The organism is Geobacillus stearothermophilus ATCC 12980 (assembly GCF_030369615.1).
GTDB classification, from domain to species: Bacteria; Bacillota; Bacilli; order Bacillales; family Anoxybacillaceae; genus Geobacillus; species Geobacillus stearothermophilus.
In genome coordinates this window covers 2780199-2801957 of the sequence record NZ_CP128494.1, presented here as the reverse complement: position 1 = coordinate 2801957, position 21759 = coordinate 2780199, and the positions used below count along the sequence as shown (strand labels likewise).

Genomic DNA, 21759 nt, shown 5'->3' with positions numbered 1-21759 from the left:
GTTGTTTGTAAGGTGGGGATGATGTGTGCATATTTCCATTGCTGCTGTGGGCAAATTGAAGGAAAAATATTTAATTCAAGGGATCAATGAGTACACAAAGCGTCTGTCCGCATATGCAAAAATTGAGATCATTGAGGTCGCCGATGAAAAAACCTCCGAACGGGCAAGCGAACTTGAGGAAGAGCAAATCAGACAGCGGGAAGGCGAGCGGCTGTTGGCGAAAATTCCGCATGACGCCCACGTCATCGCGCTTGCGATTGAAGGAAAGATGAAATCGTCCGAGCAATTTGCCGCCCGTCTCGATGAGCTCGCCACCTATGGCAAAAGCAAGGTAGTGTTCGTCATCGGCGGCTCGCTTGGCTTAAGCAAACAAGTGATGGCGCGCGCTGACGAGGCGTTGTCGTTTTCGAAAATGACGTTTCCTCACCAGCTCATGCGTCTCATTTTGCTCGAGCAGATTTACCGCGCATTTCGGATCAATCGGGGGGAGCCGTATCACAAGTGAGCCGTCCCCTTTTACTTTGGGGGATGTTTTTTAATACTTTTTTCTCAGTTTAGCTGGTTTTGTTCCGATAATGTTTCGTGTGATACATAAATGGTGACACGATGTTCGGACGTTTTATCGGCAAACAACGACTTTAACATCGCCCCAAGAGGCAAGGGGTATGCGTCGAGTCAGTCAAGACTTTGTGGAGAACATTTTTTCGGTTCACTACGGGCGTTGTCAATCACTAGTTAGCGAACCATTTTCAGGAATTCATATCGTAAGCGCTTTTGGACTCTCATCCCTCATCTTGAGGCGATGATACGATATTCCATTTTTTTACACACAACCACCATCCCGGAGCACCGACAACGCTTGATGGATCGGTGTCCTGGATGACCGCTGCAGACACGGTAGATTCTGACGCACCACATCTGCCCATAACCGTCCGGCCTTCCGCTTGGCCTGTTCGATCCGCTTGGACGTTGTTGAGGCCGAGGCCGCCGTTCGGGTCTCTTCTTCCTCCACCAACTGCCCATTTCTCCGCCAAATCCCGTCGATTCGGGCCGCCATCGCCCTCAGAAACGCCCGAAGCCCTTGGTCTTTCCAGCAGCCTAATTCGGCATCCAGCAAGAAGGTATAGTTCCCCGTTTGCCGGTCATAGTAGTCGTTCCGTCGAAACGTCACTTCTCCAAACAGCGTTTGGATCGTAGTCGACCGTTTGTCTTTCAGCTGATACCGGCGCTTGTCCCGCGCTTCCGCCAATTGTTGATCGATCTCCTCCAAAAGGGCCGCCAACAAGACAGCGAACACCTTTTGAAGAGTTCTGACGAATTGTTCCTCTAGTTATTTCCATAAAATCCATTATGTGTTAAGATGTTTCATGGACTCTCTCCCTCCTGTTTTCGGTTGATGTTGATAATTACCATCATAGCAGGGAGAGAGTCCTTTTTGCATGACATTTGCTTGTTCTACCGCGCTTCGCTTGGTGGCCCCGACGAGCGTCGTGAACAAAAGTTCGCAACCCTCGTCGGGGATCATTTTGGAATGTCACCCACAAATATTTTACTCACACAAAAGCGGCTGTCTCCGTCTTTTTTTATCAAAATTTGACATCATGAGCGATGCCGCTAGATCCTGCCTCTTTCGTTGTATATAATACGAGCGGCGAAAGGACGGGGATCAAACATCGATCGTTCCATCAGCACCATCGGGCGGGGACGAGAGACCGCGAGTTTCTGGAAATCAAATGTACGCCGGACTGAGGGCGCTGCACTTCCGAGCTGAGCCCTATGGAAAATCGCGGCGACGGAAGTGCGCAGCGTTGCCTTCGTTGATCGCGGTCAAGACTGTTTCAACGGTCATTGGCCCATTCGGCATCTATCTGTTTGCCTGCCCGATAAAGGAAACGGCATTTTCGTTGGTGAAAACAATAGTAGGGGGCGACCGCCGCTCTGACCGCGATGGCCATCGTCTGGGCCGCTGCGGCCTAGTGGCTTGCGCCGCACGGATATGAATCCGCTGTTCGTGCGGCCGGCTGCGTTTGCATCGTTATGGCCATGTGTCGCCCCGTTTCACGACATCGAGGAGGGAAAAAGATGAAGGTCGTCATTGCCCCAGATTCGTTTAAAGAAAGCCTCTCGGCGCTCGAAGTCGCCGAGGCGGTGGAACGCGGGTTCCGGTCGGTGTTTCCAGAAGCTGAGTACGTGAAAGTGCCGATGGCCGATGGCGGGGAAGGGACGGTGCAGTCGCTTGTTGATGCGACTGGCGGCCGCATCGTGGAAGTGAACGTGACCGGACCGCTCGGTGAGCCGGTGCGGGCGTTTTTTGGCTTGCTCGGCGACGGGAAGACAGCGGTCATCGAGATGGCGGCTGCCTCGGGGCTGCACCTTGTCCCACGCGACCGACGTAATCCGTTGGTGACGACGACACGGGGGACGGGAGAACTGATCCGAGCAGCGCTTGACGCCGGCGCCACTCATTTGATTATCGGCATTGGCGGCAGCGCGACAAACGATGGCGGGGCCGGCATGGTGCAGGCGCTTGGGGGAAGGCTTTTGGACGAAGACGGCCGGGACATCGGTCCGGGAGGCGGAGCGCTCGCTTATTTGCAGTCGATCGACTTGTCCGGGCTCGATCCGCGTCTAGAGAACGTGCGCATTGATGTCGCATGCGATGTCGATAATCCGCTCACCGGACCGAGAGGCGCGTCCGCCATTTTCGGCCCGCAAAAGGGGGCGACACCGGATATGGTCGCGGTTCTCGACCAGAACTTGACGCACTATGCCGACGTCATCAGCCGCGAACTCGGCAAACAAGTCGGCGACATTCCCGGCGCCGGCGCGGCCGGAGGCTTGGGAGCGGGGTTGCTTGCGTTCCTCCCGGCTGAGCTGAAGCGCGGCGTTGATATTGTGATCGAGACGGTTCAGCTCGCGGAGCGCGTCAAAGGCGCCGATTTAGTCATTACCGGTGAAGGACGGATCGACGGACAGACGATATTCGGAAAAACGCCGATCGGTGTCGCCAAAACGGCGAAGCAGTTCGGCGTCCCGGTCATCGGCATCGCCGGTTCGTTAGGCGACGACAGTGCGGTCGTCTTAGACCATGGCATTGACGCCCTCTTTACAATTGTTCCCGGCGTCATTCCGTTTGAGAAAGCGTTCGAGCAGGCGGAACAGTATGTGACGCAAACGGCGCGGCATATTGCCTCTGTGTATCGTCTCGGTCAAATGAAAGGGACATCTTTCTCCTAAGCGGGGAAGATGATGGGATTTCTTCATGGGTGAAATCCTATTGTTGAACGGCATGTTCTGTTCAGCCGTCCCCTTCTCGGGTGGACAATAGAAAAAGGTGTCCCAAAGGCAAGAGGACACCTTTTTTGTATGTTGCAACCCATTGGTTGAGGAAGTCAGTCGTTTATTTGCCTGTCCGCGGCCACGACGCGATCGCCTGGAGGGAGCCGCGAATGGTGAAACGGCCGAATTGATGCGGCAAAATGAAATGGTCGCCCCGGCGAAGCAAGTATGTCTGTCCTTTGCGGACAAGCTCGCCTTCGCCTTCGAGGATGCTGACGATGAGAAACGGTTTTGCCTGCTCTGATTCGAACGCGCCGCGGACGTCCCATTTTTGGACGCCGAAGTAGTCGCCTTCCACGAATGTCGTCACAGTCGCGCCCGGGAATTCGGCGACATGGGGGCGGATGTCGATGTCGCGGTGCGGGACAGTCGTGACATCTATTGCTTTGTCAAGATGAAGCTCCCGCCTGCGCCCTTGGCTGTCGACACGGTCGTAGTCGTAGACGCGGTATGTCGTGTCCGAGCTTTGCTGCGTCTCGAGGACGAGTGTTCCTTCGCAAAGGGCGTGGATCGTGCCGCTTGGGACATAGAAGAAGTCGCCCGGGCGGATCGGCACTTTCCGGAGCAAGCGCTCCCACTCCCCCGCCTCCATCATGGCGCGCAGCTGCTCCTTCGTCTCGGCGTAATGGCCGTAAATGAGCTCAGCGCCCGGCTTGCAATCGATGATGTACCAACATTCCGTTTTGCCGAGCTCTCCGCCTTCATGCGTTTTGGCGTATTCATCGTCCGGGTGGACTTGGACGGACAAGTCGGCGTTGGCGTCCAAAATTTTCGTCAACAGCGGAAAGCGATCAGACGGGAAGTGGCCGAACAAATCGCGGCGTTCCTCCCATAATTGACCAAGCGTCATCCCGGCAAACGGTCCGCGGGCGACGACTGTCTGTCCGTGCGGATGGGCGGACACCGCCCAGCATTCCCCTGTTTGCGAAGACGGAATGTCGTAGCCGAATCGTTCGGCGAGCTTCGTGCCGCCCCAAATCCGTTCTTGGAAGACAGGGGTGAGAAAAATCGGTTCAAAGTCCATGCGTCATCCCTCCCGAAAACATCATGTAACGTACAGTCCACTCTCATTTTCATCTTATCACGAAATGCGCGATCGGCAAATGAAAACGATAAGGGGGTTAGGAATATACGCTCCCAACCCCCATTGGAATTCAAGGTCGACATGTCCACTGCAACGATGTTCTGCATGCGCCGCCGTCTCGCGTCAGCGCGTCACTTCGTGTCATCAAGTTCAATGCACGCGAGCGGCTGTTTCGCCGGTCCTTCGATCACATCGCCATCGATCGAGAAGCGCGAGCCATGGCATGGACAGTCCCACGTCTTGTCGCCGCTGTTCCACTCCAGCTCGCAGCCCATATGGGTGCACGTCGTATCAACGACATGAAGCGTTCCCGCCTCGTCCTTATTAGGCGCCCGCCCGTTTCCCGTTGACCGAGACGACCGCCCCTTCTCCGCGCGCCAAATCTTGCGGCTGGCGAACAGCTAGTTCGATTTTTCCAACGATCAAGTGTTTGGCGACATCGAGGTTTGTCGTGAAAAATTGCCGCACGCTCGGGTCGGCGTAAAAGCGCGACGGAGAGTACAAGTCGCGATACCGGTTGTCGCGGCCGAGAATGAGGTCGGACAACATCATCCCCGCCGCTGTGCCGTTTGTCATCCCCCACTTCCGGTACCCTGTCGCGACATAAATGTTTGGCGTCCCTGCCGTCATCGGGCCGATATATGGCACTTTATCAAGCGTCGTCAAGTCTTGGGCCGACCAACGGTAACGAATGTCTTTTACCGTAAACAACTGCGAGGCGAACGAGGACAACGCCTCATAATGGCGCATTGTCGGCACCCCTTGGCCGGTCTTATGGTTTTCCCCGCCGATGAGAATAAGCGTCTCGCCATTTGCCGCTGCGGAACGGACCGAGCGCTTCGGGTTGTCGGCGCTCAAGTACATGCCTCCCGGGTATGGCTCTGCAGCTGTGATGGCAATGACATACGAGCGCTCAGCATACATGCGGGAAACATAAAATCCGCCGTCATAAAACGGAAAGTGGGAACAGACGGCGATGTGGTCGCATGTGACCCGCCGTTTGCTGCGCGTCACGACGGACAGCCGCTCTCCTTGTTCAATGTCGGCGACCGGCGTGTGCTCGTTCCACATATCCACAACCCTTTTCTTTTTTTGGCAATCGTCCGCAAGGAGAATAAAAGATGGTACAATAGAAAAAAAGAGGTCAAGACTGTTTTGCAAAAATAATGTTAAAGGAAGATCAAGAGTGAATAAATATACACATTCGTTTCATGAACGCGCCAATGGGTTGGCAGACAGCTTTATTTTAGAGCATTACAGCTTGAGCGAGCTCAATTTTGAGACCGTCAGCCATTACCGGGAGCAGTTTGCCCGCGCCAAACCGGGGCATCCATGGAACAGTCTTGAGACGAAAGAGTTTTTATACAAAATCGGCGCTTGGGGCAAGCTGCGCGACAGCAGCAAAGAAGGACTGACGCTCGCCGGACTCGTGATGTTCAGCGAAGAGCGGATCATTACCGAGGTGCTGCCGCAATATTTTTTAGAATACCGGGAATATGACGGTGCAAAGGCGGCAGGATGGGCGAAGCGGTTCACATCGCAGGATGGAACGTGGTCCGGCAACGCCTATGATTTTTATTTCCGCGTGTTGGCGGAGTTGGAGCGCCACGTTTGGCTTGAGGAAGGGCGTGATCTGCTCGCCGAGGCGCTCGCTAATGCCATCGTTCATGCCGATTACGGGGAAGAAGGCGGCATTACCGTTGAAAAAGAGGACGGGGCGTTTCGATTTGCCAACCCGGGCCGGTTCCGCCTGCCAATTGAAGCCGCTATGGCTGGACAAATGAGCAATCTGCGCAATCCGAACATCTTTAAAATGTTTTTGTTGATCGATGTATGCAAACGCGCAGGATCCGGTTTGAAGCGCATGCATGATTGGCAGGAACGGGCGCTTGTCCAGCCGGTCGATATTTTGCAGCAAATGAATCCAGACCGCACGATCGTGACGTTATGCCCATTGTTGTTTCCAGCTGAGGCGGGGGCGACAATTGAAACAGAAATCAATGAATCATTGCAACAGCAAGAACAAGCATGGATAGAACACGGTGCGGATCAACATGACGTGGACTTCGGAAGTAACGAGGCCAACTACGTAAATAAGGAGCTCAACTCCGTTATTATCGAACAAAACTCCGTAAACAACTCGAAAAACTCCTTGAATAGGGAGGCGAACTCCGTAAAAAACGAGGTTGACTCCGTAAATATCCCGACATGCTCCGTTAATAAAGGTGAAAACTCCGTTAATAAAACACCAAACTCCGTAAATAATGCTATATCTGTTGATGAAAGGGAGGAAGAAGAGAGAAACGAGTCGATCGATGAGCGGCTGTGGGAGATGGCAGAACTAGCACGTCGAAAAAAGCGGTTGGCTCCGGCGGTTATGGAAGAGATGATCGTCCGCCTGTGCTGCGAGCGACCGTTGCGGCTGAAAGAGTTGGCGACGCTGTTGGAACGGACGCCGGATGGGCTGCGCACCAACTACTTAGGGAAGCTGGTCGACGAAGGGAAAATCCGATTGAAATACCCGGATCAGCCGAACCACCCGCGCCAGGCGTACATCGGCGTCAAAGAAAGATGAGGGACGGGTTGTGCAGTTGCCAACAAATGAAAAGGAAACGGAGCTGACTCAAAAGTCCCTTTTTGATGAAATGTAACCGAAGTATGTGAAAGAGACCACCTCTGAAATCCTCGGTTTTACCGGGTTTTTCGTGTTGGTCTATTTTTCTATGTCGCCCCAGATAGGAGCATTACCGCTCTTTTGGGTCAGCCCCGTTTTGCTTCGCCATTATCCGGCTCGTGCTGAAAATGCCGTTGTTGCATGACGATAAAGCCGCAGTCAAGACGACGAAGTTAATGATTCCGGCAGCCGCATGAATGATAGTTTGTAAATGAACAATGTTTCCAAAATATTATTTATAGAATAGTTTGAATAGTTCAGGGAATGATCGAGATTGCCCAGCGGCATCCTATTTTGTACAATAGGAAAGCACAGGAGAAGAGGAACGGAGCGAAGGTGATCGACATGGAAGAACGGGACATGAAGACGTTTCTTGCCCAGCTGCAGCAAGAAGGGCTGCTGACCGAGCAGACGCGTCCGGTTTGGGAAATGATTTTGCCGAAACGATTAAAACGAATGTATGACGTTCTTAACGAGCGCACCCGTTATATTACGGTTTTGATTGAAGCGGTCGACGACCCGCACAATCAGGCAGCGGTGCTGCGGACAGCCGAGGCGTTCGGCGTTCAAGACATCCATATCGTCACGGGAAAAGCGCCATTTTCGCCAAACCGGCTCGTGACGCGCCATGCTGACCAATGGCTGACGCTTCACCGGCAGCCTGATATCGAAACCGCCATCAACGACTTAAAACAGCAAGGGTATCAAGTGTATGCCAGCTATCTTGGCGAGGGGACGATTCCTCTTTCCGACATCGATGTATCCAAACCGACGGCGCTTTTATTTGGCAACGAACATAGCGGCGTATCCGATGAGGCGCTGAAACTCGCAGACGGGACGTTCGTCATCCCGATGTACGGCTTCGTCCAAAGCTTTAACATTTCCGTTGCCGCGGCGCTGGCGCTGTACGATGTGACTGAGCGCGCGCGCCGCCAAGCCGGAACGCGCTATTATTTATCGTCGAATGAGAAAAAAGCGCTCTACCAACAATGGATGTGGCAAACGTTGAATCCGCGCATCCGCAAACAGCTTGAGCTGCAAGGGTATACCATTTAACTTCCCTCCGAAAGAAGTCTTCTACTTCTAAACGTGAAGGTGCGCCAGCACCAGTGAAAGTGGGAGATGAATGTCGGTTGGCGTTAGCCAACGAATAGGATAGAATATGGCTAGAACGGACACCTTCGGAACGAAGGGAAGCGTAAAGGGTTCTTGTGTGTGGCTTACCGTTCAGCGAACATACACAAGTCGCTTGAAGCCCCCGCCTCTAAGCGAAGCGTAGGTGGTGGGTAGTTCACATACAAGAAACGGCCGGATTTTTTGGAACGTAGGAATCCGGCCGTTTTTTTGATGGCTTTTTCTTCCTTCAATCCCTTTTCCCATCAATATTTCCCTGAACGAGGAAAACAAGTGACGATTTCTTGAACAATGATTGAACAGTTGGTGACAAATGTTTTGCTGATTTATGAACTTTTGCGTGTGTTGGTTTCAAATATTTTCAACTTTGATATGGTAGAAAACAAATAAATTATTGGATGGAAGACGCCCTGGATATCGGGGACGGATAAAGGGGGATACAGAGCGATGAAACAGGCGATATGGCGCGTCATGTTAGCCTTGCCGTTTTTGCTTTTGCTTGGTGGTTGCGTCGAGCGCACAGCGGTGTTAAATCCGCAAGGGCCGGTGGCGCGCATGCAGTATGATTTGATCATGTGGTCTGTCGGCTTTATGTTGTTCATTATTGTTGTTGTATTTACGTTGTTTGCCGTTTTTCTCATTCGTTATCGCGAGAAGCCGGAAAATGCCGGCTATGAGCCGCCGGATGAGGAAGGAAACACGTTGCTTGAAGTCGTCTGGACGGCCATTCCGATTTTGATTGTCGCTGCGCTCGCTGTTCCAACAGTGAAGGCGACGTTTGCATTGGAAAAGCCGCCGACCGAGAACGTGAAACCGATCACGATTCATGTGACGGCGGCGAACTGGAAATGGATTTTCAGCTATCCGGAAGAAAACATTGAAACGGTCAACTACGTCCATATTCCGGCCGGTGTGCCGGTCAAATTCAAGCTCACGTCCGTCGGACCGATGAATTCGTTTTGGGTGCCGGAGCTAGGCGGACAAAAATATGCGATGGACGGCATGGAGACAGAGCTGATTTTACAAGCTGATAAACCAGGATCGTATATGGGGCGGAGCGCCAACTTTTCCGGGGAAAAGTTCGCCCATATGGAATTTGAGGTTGTCGCCCAAACGGGAACGGACTTCCGCAAATGGATAAATGAAGTGAAACAAACCGCCCCGAAGCTCGATGAGGAAAAATACACACAAATTTTAAAACCGGGGCTTGTTGGGCGAATGACGTTTTCGAACACCCACTTGCAATGGATTGACCATGCGAAACAGAACAGCCATCATGGAGATGGAAAGCCAATGAAAAATGACGATCAACATGATGAAACGATGACAAACGGTCACCATCATGGGGAGTAGGAAAGGAGGAGCGAAAGATGAAATGGAGCGAGTTTTTCGTAACCGGAGAGCCGCTCATTTACGCGGCTGATGTCGCGATCGTTTTAACGATAATCGGCATTGTGTTCGTCTTGACGTATTTTAAAAAATGGAAATGGCTGTGGAACGAATGGCTCACTACCGTCGACCATAAAAAAATCGGCGTCATGTACATTATTTGCGCAGTTTTGATGCTCTTCCGCGGCGGCGTTGATGCGCTTTTGATGCGGGCGCAGCTGACCGCGCCGAACATGAAGTTTCTTGACGCGCAACATTATAATGAAATATTTACGACGCACGGGACGATTATGATCTTGTTTATGGCGATGCCGTTCATCATCGGTTTGATGAACATTGTCGTTCCGCTGCAAATTGGGGCGCGCGACGTCGCGTTTCCATATTTGAATGCGTTAAGCTTTTGGCTCTTTTTCTTCGGTGCGTTGCTGTTTAACATTTCATTCGTCATCGGCGGATCGCCGGACGCCGGTTGGACGGCGTACTTCCCGCTTGCCGGCAACGAATTCAGCCATGGCGTCGGCAACAACTATTACGCTGTCGCTTTACAAATTTCCGGGATCGGAACATTGATGACCGGGATCAACTTCCTTGTCACGATTTTAAAAATGCGTGCGCCGGGCATGACGTTGATGCGCATGCCGATGTTTACGTGGACGATTCTCATCACATGCGTGCTCATTATTTTCGCCTTCCCGGTGTTGACGGTCGCCTTGGCATTAATGACGTTCGACCGCGTATTTGGCACGCAATTTTTCACGATGGCCAACGGCGGCATGTCGATGCTCTGGGCGAACTTGTTCTGGATTTGGGGCCATCCGGAAGTGTATATCGTCATTTTGCCGTCGTTCGGCATTTTCTCGGAAGTGGTCAGCACGTTTGCGCAGAAACGGCTGTTCGGTTATAAGGCGATGGTCGGTTCGATCGTCGGCATTGCGTTTTTAAGCTTTATCGTTTGGGTGCACCACTTCTTTACGATGGGCGCAGGGCCGGCCGTGAACTCTGCCTTCTCGATCACGACGATGGCGATCGCGATCCCGACCGGGGTGAAAATTTTCAACTGGCTGTTTACGATCCGAAAAGGGAAAATTCGTTTTACAACCGCGATGCTTTGGTCGCTGGCGTTTATTCCGAACTTTGTCATCGGCGGCGTGACAGGCGTGATGCTGGCAATGGCCGCGGCCGATTATCAATACCATAACAGCTATTTTCTGATTGCCCATTTCCATTACGTGTTGATCGCGGGTACGGTGTTCGCCTGCTTTGCCGGTTTGCATTATTGTATCCGAAAATGTTCGGCCATATCTTGAATGAACGGCTTGGCAAGTGGACGTTTTGGCTGTTTATGATCGGCTTTAACATCTGCTTCTTCCCGATGTATTTCCTAGGATTGATGGGGATGACGCGCCGCATGTACACGTACTCGGCTGGTCTCGGCTGGACGCCGCTCAACGTCGTCGCGACGGTCGGGGCGGTGTTGATGGGCATCGGGTTTATCGTGCTTTGTTACAACATTTATTACAGCGCCCGCTACGGCGAGCGCGACATGACCGGCGACCCGTGGAACGGACGGACGCTTGAGTGGGCGACCGCGTCGCCGCCGGTGCATTACAATTTCCCGGTGACGCCGGTTGTCGAAGATGTGGACGCGTATTGGGTGATGAAGAAAAAGTATGGCGGCTTCCACGTGAAAGAAGAAGACTTGAAGCCGATCCATATGCCAAGCAACTCAGGACGCCCGTTTTGGATGTCGGTGGCGTTTTTCGTCGCCGGGTTCGGCCTTGTGTTCAAGTGGTTTGCGTTGGCTATCGTTGGTGCGTTGTTCATTGTGCTTGGATTGATTCTCCGCTCATTTGAAGACGATGATGGCTACCATATTCCGGTTGACGAAATCAAACGGACGGAACGAGCGGTGCGGAAGGGGGCGTGACGAATGGGAGAAGCTGCACATCGCTATGAGGAAACGGTGCCGCTGGAGTATCGGACGCAAGAAAGTCGGTTGAACATATTGGGTTTCTGGATTTTCCTCGGGGCGGAAGTCGCGCTGTTTGCGACGCTGTTTGCGACATATCTCGTCTTGTTCCAACGGACCGGCTCGGGGCCGACGGCAGCGGAGCTGTTTGAGGTAAAAGACGTTTTGATCGAAACGTTGTTGCTGTTGACGAGCAGTTTCACATGTGGGTTGGCCATTTTTGAAATGCGCCGCGGCCGCATGAGCGGGCTGATCGCTTGGCTGCTCGTGACGCTTCTGCTTGGGTTGGGGTTTATTACGGTTGAAATTCGCGAGTTCATCCATTACGTCCATGAAGGAGCGACGATGCAGACGAGCGCATTTTTATCAAGCTTTTTCGTGCTCGTCGGCACGCACGGCGCCCACGTCAGTGTAGGGATTGGCTGGATGATTTTGATCATCATCCAGCTTCTCCAGCGCGGCTTTACGCCGAAAACAGCGCGCAAAGTGTTTATTGTCAGCTTGTACTGGCACTTTTTGGACGTCGTTTGGATTTTCATCTTCACGCTCGTCTATTTGTTAGGGATGGTGATCTAACATGGGCGCAAACAGCCATCGCGAATCATTTCCGTGGAAACATATTATTGGGTTTTTGTTGTCGCTCGTCTTGACGTTTGCGGCTCTTTGGGTGGCGCTCTCGTCTGGGCTGCCGCTTAAAGCCGTGATCGTCATCATCGTCTTGTTCGCGATCATCCAAGCGAGCTTGCAGCTGTTTCTATTCATGCACGTCAACGAAAGCGACAGCGGCAAAGTGCAAACGTTCAACATGGTATACAGCTTCTTTATTGCTGTTGTCGTTGTCGCCGGTTCGATTTGGGTGATGCAGTTTGTGTTGTAAAGCGAGGCTGGCCGGGGTTCGGCCGGCTTTTTATGTTCAGAAGGGCTTTTGTGGTGTCATAGATGCCTGAAATGGGGGAGCCGTTGACGGAACATTGAAGAGATGGAGAGGCAACGTGGTTGCATTATAGGGGGCATGATATGTGCCTAAAAAAGTCGTCTTGCCTCAAACAGGCAAGACGACGTTTTACAGCACTTTTGATAAAAACGCTTTCGTCCGCTCATGCTGCGGGTGGTCGAACAAGTCTTCCGGCTTCCCTTCCTCGACAATGTAGCCGCCGTCCATAAACAGGACGCGGTCGCCGACTTCACGGGCAAAGCCCATCTCGTGGGTGACGACGACCATCGTCATCCCTTCATTGGCCAGCTGCTTCATGACCGAGAGCACTTCCCCGACCATTTCCGGGTCAAGCGCTGACGTCGGCTCGTCAAACAGCATGATTTTCGGTTCCATGGCCAATGCCCGGGCGATGGCGACGCGCTGCGCCTGTCCACCGGAGAGGGAGTCCGGGTAGACGTGCGCTTTGTCTTGCAGCCCGACTTTGGCGAGCAGCTCCATCGCCTTCGCTTCCGCTTTTTCACGCGGCCATTTCCGCACTTTCATCGGTGCCAGCGTGATATTGTTCAGCACCGTCATATGCGGAAACAAGTTAAAGCGCTGGAACACCATTCCGACTTCTTCCCGCACTTTATTTAAGTTCGTGTCTTTCGCCTTTAAATTAATGCCGTCAATAATAATTTCACCTTCATCGAAATCCTCAAGCAAGTTTAAACAGCGTAAAAACGTCGATTTTCCCGACCCCGATGGGCCGATGACGACCACGACTTCTCCTTCGCGAATATGGACATCGATTCCTTTTAAAACTTGGAGCGAACCGAACGATTTTTTCAGCTGGCGTACGTCAATCATTGGGTCGAATACTTCCTTTCAAGATAGTGTGACAGTTTGCTTAACGAAAGCGTTAAGAGCAAATAGATGAACGCCACTGTTAAATACGGCTCCCAAACACGGTAATACTCACCCGCGGCCGATTTCCCCCAATACATGATTTCCGGGGCGGCGATGACCATCCCAAGCGACGAATCTTTAATTAAGACGATAAACTCGTTCGCAAACGGCGGAATCATTCGCTTTAACGCCTGCGGCAAAATAATGTAGCGCATCGCCTGCGCATGCGTCATCCCAAGCGAGCGGGCCGCTTCCATTTGCCCTTTGTCGATCGACTGGATGCCGGCGCGGAAAATCTCGGCCACATACGCGGCCGAGTTGAGCGACAGCGAGACGGCCAGGGAAGCGACGGCATTTGGCTGGGCGAAAAAGAGCGGCATGGCGCCGAAATGGACGAGCAAAATTTGCACGACAAGCGGCGTACCGCGGAAAAAGTTAATGTACCACGAAAACGGCAAACGAATAATCGGGTTGGACGACATTTTGCCAAGGCCGATGAACAGGCCGAGAATGAGGCCGAACACGATGCCGGCTAATGATACGCCGATCGTTACGAGCAGCCCTTGCCAAAAGTAAGGGGCGTATTCAACAATAATATCAAAACGAAAATCCATCGATCTCACCTTTCTCTAAGAAAAATGCGTAACTTGCTAGCAGTTACGCATTTTTCTATGTTCGTGCGCTTATTGTTGTTGTTTTAAGCCTTCCATATTCGGTTCTTTGCCAAACCATTTTTTGTAAATATCTGCATATTTGCCGCTGTCGATCACTTTTTGCAATGCTTCGTCCACTTTGGCTTTCAATTCGCTTTCTTTCGGGAAGATCATGCCGTAGTATTCCGAAGCGAAGTTTTGTGGATCTTCAATGACTTGCAATTTTTTGTCCGGATTGTTTTTCATGTATTCGTTTGCCACCGCGTTGTCCGTGATGACAGCATCAACACCGCCGTTTAGCAGTTCCATAATGGCAACAACACTCGTTTCGAATTTTTTAATATGATCGCCTTTGCCAAATAGCTTCTCCGCAGCTTCTTGACCGGTTGTCGCGTTTTGAACGCCGATCGTTTTCCCTTTTAAGTCAAGGGCGTTTTTCACCGGGCTGCCTTGTTTGACTAAGATGACTTGTGTTGCTTCAAAGTACGGAGCTGAGAAATCATAAGATTGTTTCCGTTCGTCCGTAATCGTAATGCCGGAAATGCCCATGTCGATTTCTTTGCTTTGCAGCGAAGCGAACAGCGGATCCCAGCCGATGTTTTTTAATTCATAATCCAAGCCGGCTTCTTTCATCACCGCATCCAAAAGGTCGGCGTCAAACCCAACAATTTTTCCTTTTTGCATATATTCAAATGGCGCAAACGACGCGTCCGTCCCGACGGTGATTTTTTGCTTCCCTTCTTTTTCAGCGCCTGACGGAGAGCTTGTTTCTGTCGACTTGCCACAAGCGGCGAGCGCCATAAACAACGCAGCAACGACCGCTACGATCAAACCTTTCTTCATTTTTAACATCCTATAAAATCCCCCTTTGGAATCATTGTCGATGAACGATTATCATACTATCAATATTTTTGTTATTATGCAATAGGTTTTATAAAAATAATTGTTTGAACATTTTGGCACGCCGTATAAATGGGGAAAAGGCGCATTTTTCAATGTTTTTCGCCACATTAACTGAAGGGCATATGGCTAATATCATTTCGTGTGCATTTTTATAAAATAATTTTTTATGTATAAAAAGACATAAACGATTGATTTTGAATTTACAGAATATTATACCAGAAAGAGGGTAGAGTTGGCAAAGGTTTTGTCAATTTGTTTATTATAGAGGTATGGAAAAATAAATACTATTGTGTAAATACTATCAATTTCGTTATGATGAAAGTGGTGACAAGACAGTAGAGGAAGGAGAGCCCATATGGTTTTATTTTCCGTCATTGTGTATTTAGTCGGCATGCTTTGGATTGGCTATTGGGCGTATAAACGGACGTCCAATTTGTCTGATTATATGCTTGGCGGCCGGACGCTCGGACCGGCGGTGACGGCGCTCAGCGCCGGGGCTTCCGACATGAGCGGCTGGCTGCTCATGGGGCTGCCGGGGGCGATGTATGTCGATGGGGTGAGTGCCGCCTGGATCGTCATCGGCTTGACGCTTGGCGCTTATGCAAACTGGTTGTTTGTCGCGCCGCGCTTGCGCGTCTATACGGAAGTAGCGAACGACTCGATTACGATTCCGGAGTTTTTGGAAAACCGATTCGGGGATGCCACGAAATTGTTGCGAATGGTATCTGGGATTGTCATTATGGTCTTTTTTACGTTTTATGTCTCGTCCGGCCTCGTTTCGGGGGGCGTTCTGTTTGAAAACTCATTTGGTGTTAGCTACCATACGGGATTGTGGATCGTCGGCGGTGTTGTTGTCGCCTACACGCTGTTTGGCGGCTTTTTGGCCGTCAGCTGGACGGACTTTGTCCAAGGGACGATTATGTTCATCGCGTTGATTTTAGTGCCAGTCGTGACGCTGTTCCATACAGGCGGGCCAGTAGATACGATGGAGACGATCCGCGACATCGATCCCAACTTGTTGAACTTATGGAAAGGAACGAGTGTTCTTGGCATCATTTCGTTATTCGCCTGGGGGCTCGGGTATTTCGGCCAGCCGCACATTATCGTCCGCTTTATGGCCATTAAGTCGGTGAAAGAAATGAAAAGCGCCCGCCGCATCGGCATGGGCTGGATGATTTTCTCCGTTGTCGGAGCGATGTTGACGGGTCTTTTTGGAATCGCTTATTTTTCGCAGCGCGGCATGAAGCTTGATGATCCGGAAACGGTGTTTATTCAACTCGGACACATTTTGTTCCATCCGATTATTACCGGGTTTTTGCTGGCGGCGATTTTAGCGGCGATTATGAGCACGATCTCGTCACAGTTGCTCGTCACGTCGAGCTCGCTGACCGAAGACTTGTATAAAGTCGTGTTCCGCCGCGCGGCTTCGGATAAGGAGCTTGTCTTCGTCGGGCGTTTGTCGGTGCTCCTTGTCGCCATTGTCGCAACGGCGCTGGCGTACACGAAAAACGACACCATTTTAAACTTGGTCGGCTATGCGTGGGCTGGATTTGGCGCATCGTTTGGCCCCGTCATTTTGCTTAGCTTATGCTGGCGGCGGATGACGAAATGGGGGGCGCTCGCCGGCATGGTCGCTGGGGCGGCAACGGTCATTTTGTGGACGCAGTCGGAGTATTTGAAAGGGCTGTTGTATGAGATGATTCCCGGCTTCGCCGCGAGCCTCGCCGCTATTGTCGTCGTGAGCCTGTTGACGAAAGCGCCGGAAGGGAAAGTGGCGGAACAGTTTGATCAGTTTAAGAAATCGTTGTCATAAGCGAAATGAACAGGGTGTTCCTCGGTGGGGACACCCTGTTGTCATGATCGGCATTTTGTCCTTCATCATATAGGCGTTGTTGCGGCCTCGCAATTCGTCCGACCGCCTTACCGTGTCGCCGCGTCGCTATGCTGTTTCGGCTGGGCGATGGCAGTGTTGAGGCGGTGTCGCCATGATCAGCTTTAAGACGAGGCAAAGGGGTGCCGCACCCTGCTTTGGTTCGGATGCCAACACATGTCGCGGCGCCGCACCCTTTTAGTCCGGCCGCAGCCCCCCTTGGCACCTCCGCCCGGAGGCGGGGCGAAGGGCCGCCGCTGTTACGCCATCGTGTTCCAGTCTGGATACAGATCAGTGCGCCGGTCGCGCCATGTCGCGACCGATCCTTTTTCCCGCACTTTGCGAAGGAGCGACAAGTCAAGGTCAGCCGTAATGACCATGTCGCTGTTGATCTCGCCCGCCGCAAGGACGCCGCCTTGCGGGAACGGAATGTCGTTTGGCGTGATGACGGCCGCCTGGCCGAAATTGGCGCGCATAAAGTCGACCGTTGGAAGCGAGCCGACCGTGCCGGTTGTGACGACATACACTTCGTTTTCGACCGCCCGCGCGTGGCAGCAATACCGTACACGATAAAACCCGTGCCGATCGTCGGTGCACGACGGACAGAAGATGACGTCCGCCCCTTTCGCGCGCGCCAGGCGAACGATTTCCGGAAACTCGATGTCATAGCACGTCAAAATAGCGATCGTCGCTTTGTCCGTTTCAAAGACGTGCAGTCCGTCACCCGGGGCGATGTTCCATTCGTTGGCCTCGGTCGGGGTGATGTGCAGCTTCGCTTGGCGATGGATCGTTCCGTCCGGCGCAAACAAGTGGGCGACATTGTACAGCTTGCCGTTTTCGCGGATGACATGCGTACCGCCGATCAAATACATGCCCGTGTCTTTGGCGAGCGACGTAAACAGCCCGCAATACGGCTCCGTGTAGTCCGGCAAGTCGTCGATCGCTGCTTGACGTCCGTCATCAAGTGGAATGGAAAGCAATTGGGTCGTGAAAAATTCTGGGAACAAGACAAACTCGGCGTCAAACTCTTGCGCTGTTTTGACGTAATGCGTCACTTGCGCGGCAAATTCGTCAAACGAACGGATCGTATGCAAATGATATTGGACAGCGGATACGCGCAATGGCGGCACTCTCCTTTCTCCATGTTGTCGCGGCGCATAATGCCTATTTGATTATGGCCAAGCCCGTCCTGTGCATCCATTTTTTAGGCATGGGCACGCCGGTTCTCTGTCTTGCAAAAGAAGCTAGCGCTATTGCTCCGGGAGCGGGCTGTCTTGTGAAAAAAGACAAGGATCGAAACGTGGCCTACTTTCCTTCATAGCGTCGGTACGCGCCGTGATGCGTCGGGCCGACGTATTCGTTTAACGGGAACGAATGGCGAATGGCGGCGGTGATGAACGCCTTGGCGGTGGCGATGGCGTCTTTCACCGGCCGGCCTTTTGCCAGTTCGGCGGCGATGGCGGCTGAGAACGTGCAGCCGGCGCCATGCGTATACGTCGTGTCGATCCGCTCCGATTCGAGGAGTTCAAACGTTTTGCCGTCGTAAAGGACGTCAACCGCATAGTCGTGCGGAATTTTCCGTCCGCCTTTGACGATCACATATTGAGCTCCGAGCTCATGAATGCGTCCAGCCGCCTCTTTCATGTCTTCAACCGTTTCAATGCGCGGCAGGCCGGCTAGCTGCGCCGCCTCAAACAAGTTCGGCGTCACGACCGTTGCTTTTGGTACAAGCGTTTCCCGGTAGCACACCGTATTTTCCGGGTGGAGCGGCTCATCCGCCCCTTTGCACACCATAACTGGATCGACGACCGCATTTTTCAAACCATGCTTTTCAATCGTCCGCGCCGCTAATTCAATGATATCAGTTGTCGGAAGCATGCCTGTTTTTAAGGCATCAATCCCGACGCCGACGATGATCGTCTCAAGCTGGGCTTCGATCGTTGCTAGGTCAACGGGGAACACTTGGTGCGCCCACCGGTTGTGCGGGTCCATGGCGACGATTGTCGTGATCGCCGTCATGCCGTAAACGCCAAGCTCTTGGAACGTTTTTAAGTCCGCCTGCAGCCCGGCGCCGCCGCTGCTGTCCGAGCCGGCGATCGTTAACGCTTTTGGCATCGTCATCATCATCACTCCTTTGCTTCATAACTGTAGATGAGCATTTTTCATTACAATAATTTCCATGGTTAGAGAGACAAACAGGGTACCCCTTACGCGATACGGAGCTGTTTTTTGATCACATCAATGGGAATATCTTGCTTTGCAGCGTCATAAATGAACTCGACGACGCTGTGGTCTTTCCGCGACCGAAGAAGCTCCAGCCTGGTGGAGAGGTTTTGTCGGGATTCGGCGATGCTGTACACGCAGGAGAGCAACACCACCGCCCAATACCGTTTCACCGCCCGAATGTGGCGAACGCGGTATCCATCCAGCTTCAGTTGATCTTGCGCCTGCCGGAAAAAGCACTCGATCGTCCAGCGCTGGGCGTAGTAACGCAAGATGTCTTCGTCCCCGAGTTCCCGGTCGGTGCTCAAGATGCAATGAAGATGTTCCGGCGCCATCGGCTGATCCGCCTTCCAAGCCAGCAACACCACCGCGTCATCGAGGCCATGGATCGCCCCCTCATAGCGATACACGCGATAACGCTCCTGCCCCACCGTGACGAGGCGGGTGTCTTTGGACTCGATATAGCGGGCAAACTGCTTGGCTTGGATGGCGATGCCTTTCGGGTAGAGAATCCGGTTCGTCTTGAGCATCGCGATGACATGGAATCCCTGTTTCAGACAGGCTTCGATGAGCTTTTTGGACGGATACCACGAATCCATGAGCACATACACCGGCTGAGCCCGCTTCACCTTGAGCGAGGAAAGCATCTCGATCGCCAGGTCGATCTTGCTTTTTCCCGCTTTCTTGTCATACAGGCGGAACGCAAATGGGAACGCCTGCGTGAAGGTGTGCACCATCAGCCAAACGAGCGAATGCCCCCAGACCGATTGATGATCTTTATGCGAGTAGTGCCAGTCGCACCCTTGAATGGCGTGCACAGCCCGTGACGAAGGCTTCGTTTTTTGGCAAATCGTATCATCAATCGAAACAAAAAGGGGTTGATTCTTCCGTTTGGCCAGTCGTTCGACCTGGGAAAGGATCCACTCTTGAAGCTTCCCAAGCAGCCTTTCCTCGTTCCAAGGGCTTTTCGTGAAAAAGTGACGGAGCGTCGTTCGATGATTCGGATGAAAGCTCCAGTAATGAATATCAGTCAATGTTCCCGAGAATCCCTTGGTGGTCAAGGCATCGACAATATGAATGAGATGCTTGATGACCGGTTTGGAAAGCTGCAGCGTCAACCCCAACGTGAAGAAAAACTTGTGGATTCCTTGGTGATGTGCTAATCTATTCATGAGACATGAACCTCCTTGTGTGAATGGGTTTTGAACACATCTATTTTACCCAAGGAGTCCGGTTCATGTCTCCTTTTTTGTTTAGTTGTCAATTTATGTCAGTGAATTTGCTCATCTACAGTTATACCATATTTTACTGAATCTATCCTATTTTCAGCAAAATATAGTTAAGGCGATTCATCTCCCACTTACTCCGCTTCGCTTCGTTGAAGTGGGAGTCTTCTCGCCTAATTAAGATAAAAAAAGCCGCCCGCTATGAGCGGGCGATCATGGGAATGGACAATGATGAACAGGCGGCCGGCAGCGCGCGTTGTCGGCCGCGTCCATCATGGTTAGTTGGCAGCCAACGTTTTCCCGAGCGCTTCGCGGGCCGGGACGTAGCGATAGCCGAGGTCGCGGGCGACGGCTTCGTACGTGATTTCGCCGTTGGCGACGTTGACGCCAAGCTCGAGCGCCGGGTTGTCCGTAATGGCTTGCATGACGCCTTTATTGGCGATTTGCAAGGCGTATGGGATCGTGACGTTCGTCAAGGCGATCGTCGAGGTGCGCGGGACAGCACCCGGCATGTTGGCGACCGCATAATGGACGACGCCGTGTTTGACGTACGTCGGGTCGTCGTGCGTCGTGACGTGGTCGCTCGTCTCGACAATACCCCCTTGGTCGATGGCGACATCGACGATGACCGAACCCGGTTTCATCGCTTTCACCATGTCCTCGGTGACGAGCTTCGGCGCCCGCGCCCCTGGGATGAGGACAGCGCCGATGACAAGGTCGGCCTCTGCGACCGCTTCGGCAATGTTCATCGGGTTGGACATGAGCGTCGTAATTTGGTTGCCGAAAATGTCGTCAAGCTCGCGCAGGCGATCCGCGTTCAAGTCGATGATCGTGACATCTGCCCCGAGGCCGACCGCGACTTTTGCCGCATTCGTGCCGACGACCCCGCCGCCGATGATGACTACTTTGCCGCGGGCGACGCCAGGGACGCCGCCAAGCAAAATGCCTTTGCCGCCGTACGGCTTTTCCAAAAATTGCGCCCCGATTTGCGCCGCCATCCGTCCGGCGACTTCGCTCATCGGCGTCAACAGCGGCAGCGTGCGGCCGACTTGCACAGTTTCATAGGCGATGGCGATAACGCCGCTTTCTTTTAACGCGCGCGTCAACTCTGGGTCGGCGGCCAAATGCAAGTAGGTGAACAGCACAAGCCCCGGACGGAAGAAGCGGTATTCGCTTGGCAGCGGCTCTTTCACTTTCATCACCATATCTGCTTGCGCCCACACATCTTCCGCTCGCTCGATGATTTGTGCTCCGGCACGGGCGTAATCATTGTCGCTGAAACCGCTTCCAACCCCTGCCTCTTTCTCAATGAGCACCGTATGTCCTGCCTGAACGAACGACAATACGCCAGCCGGCGTAATGGCGACACGGTTTTCGTTATTTTTAATTTCCTTTGGCACTCCAATAATCATGAATATGGTTCCTCCTCATCAAAAGTGGCCTTACTTATAGTATAAAAGAGACGGAACG

At 52.5% G+C, this 21759-nt stretch carries 16 protein-coding genes and 4 pseudogenes; 9 read left to right on the top strand and 11 right to left on the bottom strand.

Features of this window, described 5'->3' with window-relative positions:
- Positions 1-25: 25 nt before the first annotated feature.
- Complete coding sequence (gene rlmH, locus QSJ10_RS15190) at positions 26-505, top strand: 23S rRNA (pseudouridine(1915)-N(3))-methyltransferase RlmH (protein WP_020754209.1); 480 nt, start codon at positions 26-28, stop codon at positions 503-505.
- Between the two features lie 318 nt (positions 506-823).
- Here the strand turns inward: rlmH and QSJ10_RS15675 are convergent.
- Positions 824-1093: pseudogene (locus QSJ10_RS15675) on the bottom strand (ISLre2 family transposase); the annotation flags it as partial.
- 63 nt (positions 1094-1156) lie between these two features.
- Positions 1157-1297, bottom strand: a pseudogene (locus QSJ10_RS15670) (UPF0236 family transposase-like protein); the annotation flags it as partial.
- 785 nt (positions 1298-2082) lie between these two features.
- Between QSJ10_RS15670 and QSJ10_RS15180 the strand changes: the two are divergent.
- Positions 2083-3237, top strand: a complete 1155-nt coding sequence (locus QSJ10_RS15180; protein ID WP_053532536.1) for a glycerate kinase — start codon at positions 2083-2085, stop codon at positions 3235-3237.
- A 163-nt stretch (positions 3238-3400) separates the two neighbouring features.
- On the opposite strand, the gene manA is transcribed toward QSJ10_RS15180, so the two are convergent.
- Together manA and QSJ10_RS15170 are read right to left on the bottom strand one after the other, a co-directional pair.
- Complete coding sequence (gene manA / locus QSJ10_RS15175; RefSeq protein ID WP_033008876.1) at positions 3401-4363, bottom strand: mannose-6-phosphate isomerase, class I; 963 nt, start codon at positions 4361-4363, stop codon at positions 3401-3403.
- Between the two features lie 191 nt (positions 4364-4554).
- A pseudogene (locus tag QSJ10_RS15170) lies at positions 4555-5485 on the bottom strand (FAD-dependent oxidoreductase); the annotation flags it as partial.
- A 124-nt stretch (positions 5486-5609) separates the two neighbouring features.
- On the opposite strand from QSJ10_RS15170, the gene QSJ10_RS15165 reads away from it, so the two are divergent.
- From QSJ10_RS15165 to qoxD, 6 genes and pseudogenes are all read left to right on the top strand, one after another.
- Positions 5610-6998: a DUF8451 domain-containing protein gene (locus tag QSJ10_RS15165; RefSeq protein WP_053532534.1), complete on the top strand. Its 1389-nt coding sequence runs from the start codon at positions 5610-5612 to the stop codon at positions 6996-6998.
- A 444-nt stretch (positions 6999-7442) separates the two neighbouring features.
- Positions 7443-8153, top strand: coding sequence for a TrmH family RNA methyltransferase (locus tag QSJ10_RS15160; protein ID WP_033008879.1), 711 nt, complete (start codon positions 7443-7445; stop codon positions 8151-8153).
- A gap of 525 nt (positions 8154-8678) precedes the next feature.
- A complete protein-coding gene (qoxA, locus tag QSJ10_RS15155; RefSeq protein WP_042381220.1) occupies positions 8679-9584 on the top strand; it encodes a cytochrome aa3 quinol oxidase subunit II in 906 nt (301 codons plus the stop codon).
- A gap of 17 nt (positions 9585-9601) precedes the next feature.
- A pseudogene (gene qoxB, locus QSJ10_RS15150) lies at positions 9602-11547 on the top strand (cytochrome aa3 quinol oxidase subunit I).
- 3 nt (positions 11548-11550) lie between these two features.
- Positions 11551-12165 carry a cytochrome aa3 quinol oxidase subunit III gene (gene qoxC / locus QSJ10_RS15145; RefSeq protein WP_049625413.1) on the top strand — a complete coding sequence of 205 codons (615 nt, stop codon included), beginning with the start codon at positions 11551-11553 and terminating at the stop codon, positions 12163-12165.
- 1 nt (position 12166) lies between these two features.
- Positions 12167-12466, top strand: a complete 300-nt coding sequence (gene qoxD, locus QSJ10_RS15140; protein WP_011232920.1) for a cytochrome aa3 quinol oxidase subunit IV — start codon at positions 12167-12169, stop codon at positions 12464-12466.
- Between the two features lie 186 nt (positions 12467-12652).
- Here qoxD and QSJ10_RS15135 read toward each other — a convergent pair whose 3' ends face one another.
- From QSJ10_RS15135 to QSJ10_RS15125, 3 genes are all read right to left on the bottom strand, one after another.
- A complete protein-coding gene (locus QSJ10_RS15135) occupies positions 12653-13375 on the bottom strand; it encodes an amino acid ABC transporter ATP-binding protein (protein WP_011232919.1) in 723 nt (240 codons plus the stop codon).
- Positions 13372-14028, bottom strand: a complete 657-nt coding sequence (locus QSJ10_RS15130; protein ID WP_053532445.1) for an amino acid ABC transporter permease — start codon at positions 14026-14028, stop codon at positions 13372-13374. The genes QSJ10_RS15135 and QSJ10_RS15130 overlap by 4 nt, the downstream gene beginning before the upstream one ends.
- Before the next feature lie 69 nt (positions 14029-14097).
- Positions 14098-14919, bottom strand: coding sequence for a basic amino acid ABC transporter substrate-binding protein (locus QSJ10_RS15125; RefSeq protein WP_053532444.1), 822 nt, complete (start codon positions 14917-14919; stop codon positions 14098-14100).
- Positions 14920-15325: 406 nt separating this feature from the next.
- Here QSJ10_RS15125 and putP point away from each other — a divergent pair, with 406 nt between their 5' ends.
- Positions 15326-16783 (top strand): sodium/proline symporter PutP, encoded by a 1458-nt coding sequence (gene putP, locus QSJ10_RS15120; protein ID WP_053532443.1) that lies wholly within the window; start codon positions 15326-15328, stop codon positions 16781-16783.
- Between the two features lie 317 nt (positions 16784-17100).
- Here putP and QSJ10_RS15115 read toward each other — a convergent pair whose 3' ends face one another.
- The 4 genes from QSJ10_RS15115 to ald form a co-directional block, all read right to left on the bottom strand.
- A complete protein-coding gene (locus QSJ10_RS15115) occupies positions 17101-17961 on the bottom strand; it encodes a carbon-nitrogen hydrolase family protein (RefSeq protein ID WP_011232915.1) in 861 nt (286 codons plus the stop codon).
- A 184-nt stretch (positions 17962-18145) separates the two neighbouring features.
- Entirely contained in the window at positions 18146-18961 is an 816-nt protein-coding gene (pdxK, locus tag QSJ10_RS15110; RefSeq protein WP_053532442.1) for a pyridoxine/pyridoxal/pyridoxamine kinase, read from the bottom strand.
- An 86-nt stretch (positions 18962-19047) separates the two neighbouring features.
- Complete coding sequence (locus QSJ10_RS15105) at positions 19048-20235, bottom strand: IS701 family transposase (protein WP_289492945.1); 1188 nt, start codon at positions 20233-20235, stop codon at positions 19048-19050.
- Between the two features lie 332 nt (positions 20236-20567).
- Positions 20568-21701, bottom strand: coding sequence for an alanine dehydrogenase (gene ald, locus QSJ10_RS15100; protein ID WP_020278676.1), 1134 nt, complete (start codon positions 21699-21701; stop codon positions 20568-20570).
- Positions 21702-21759: the final 58 nt, after the last annotated feature.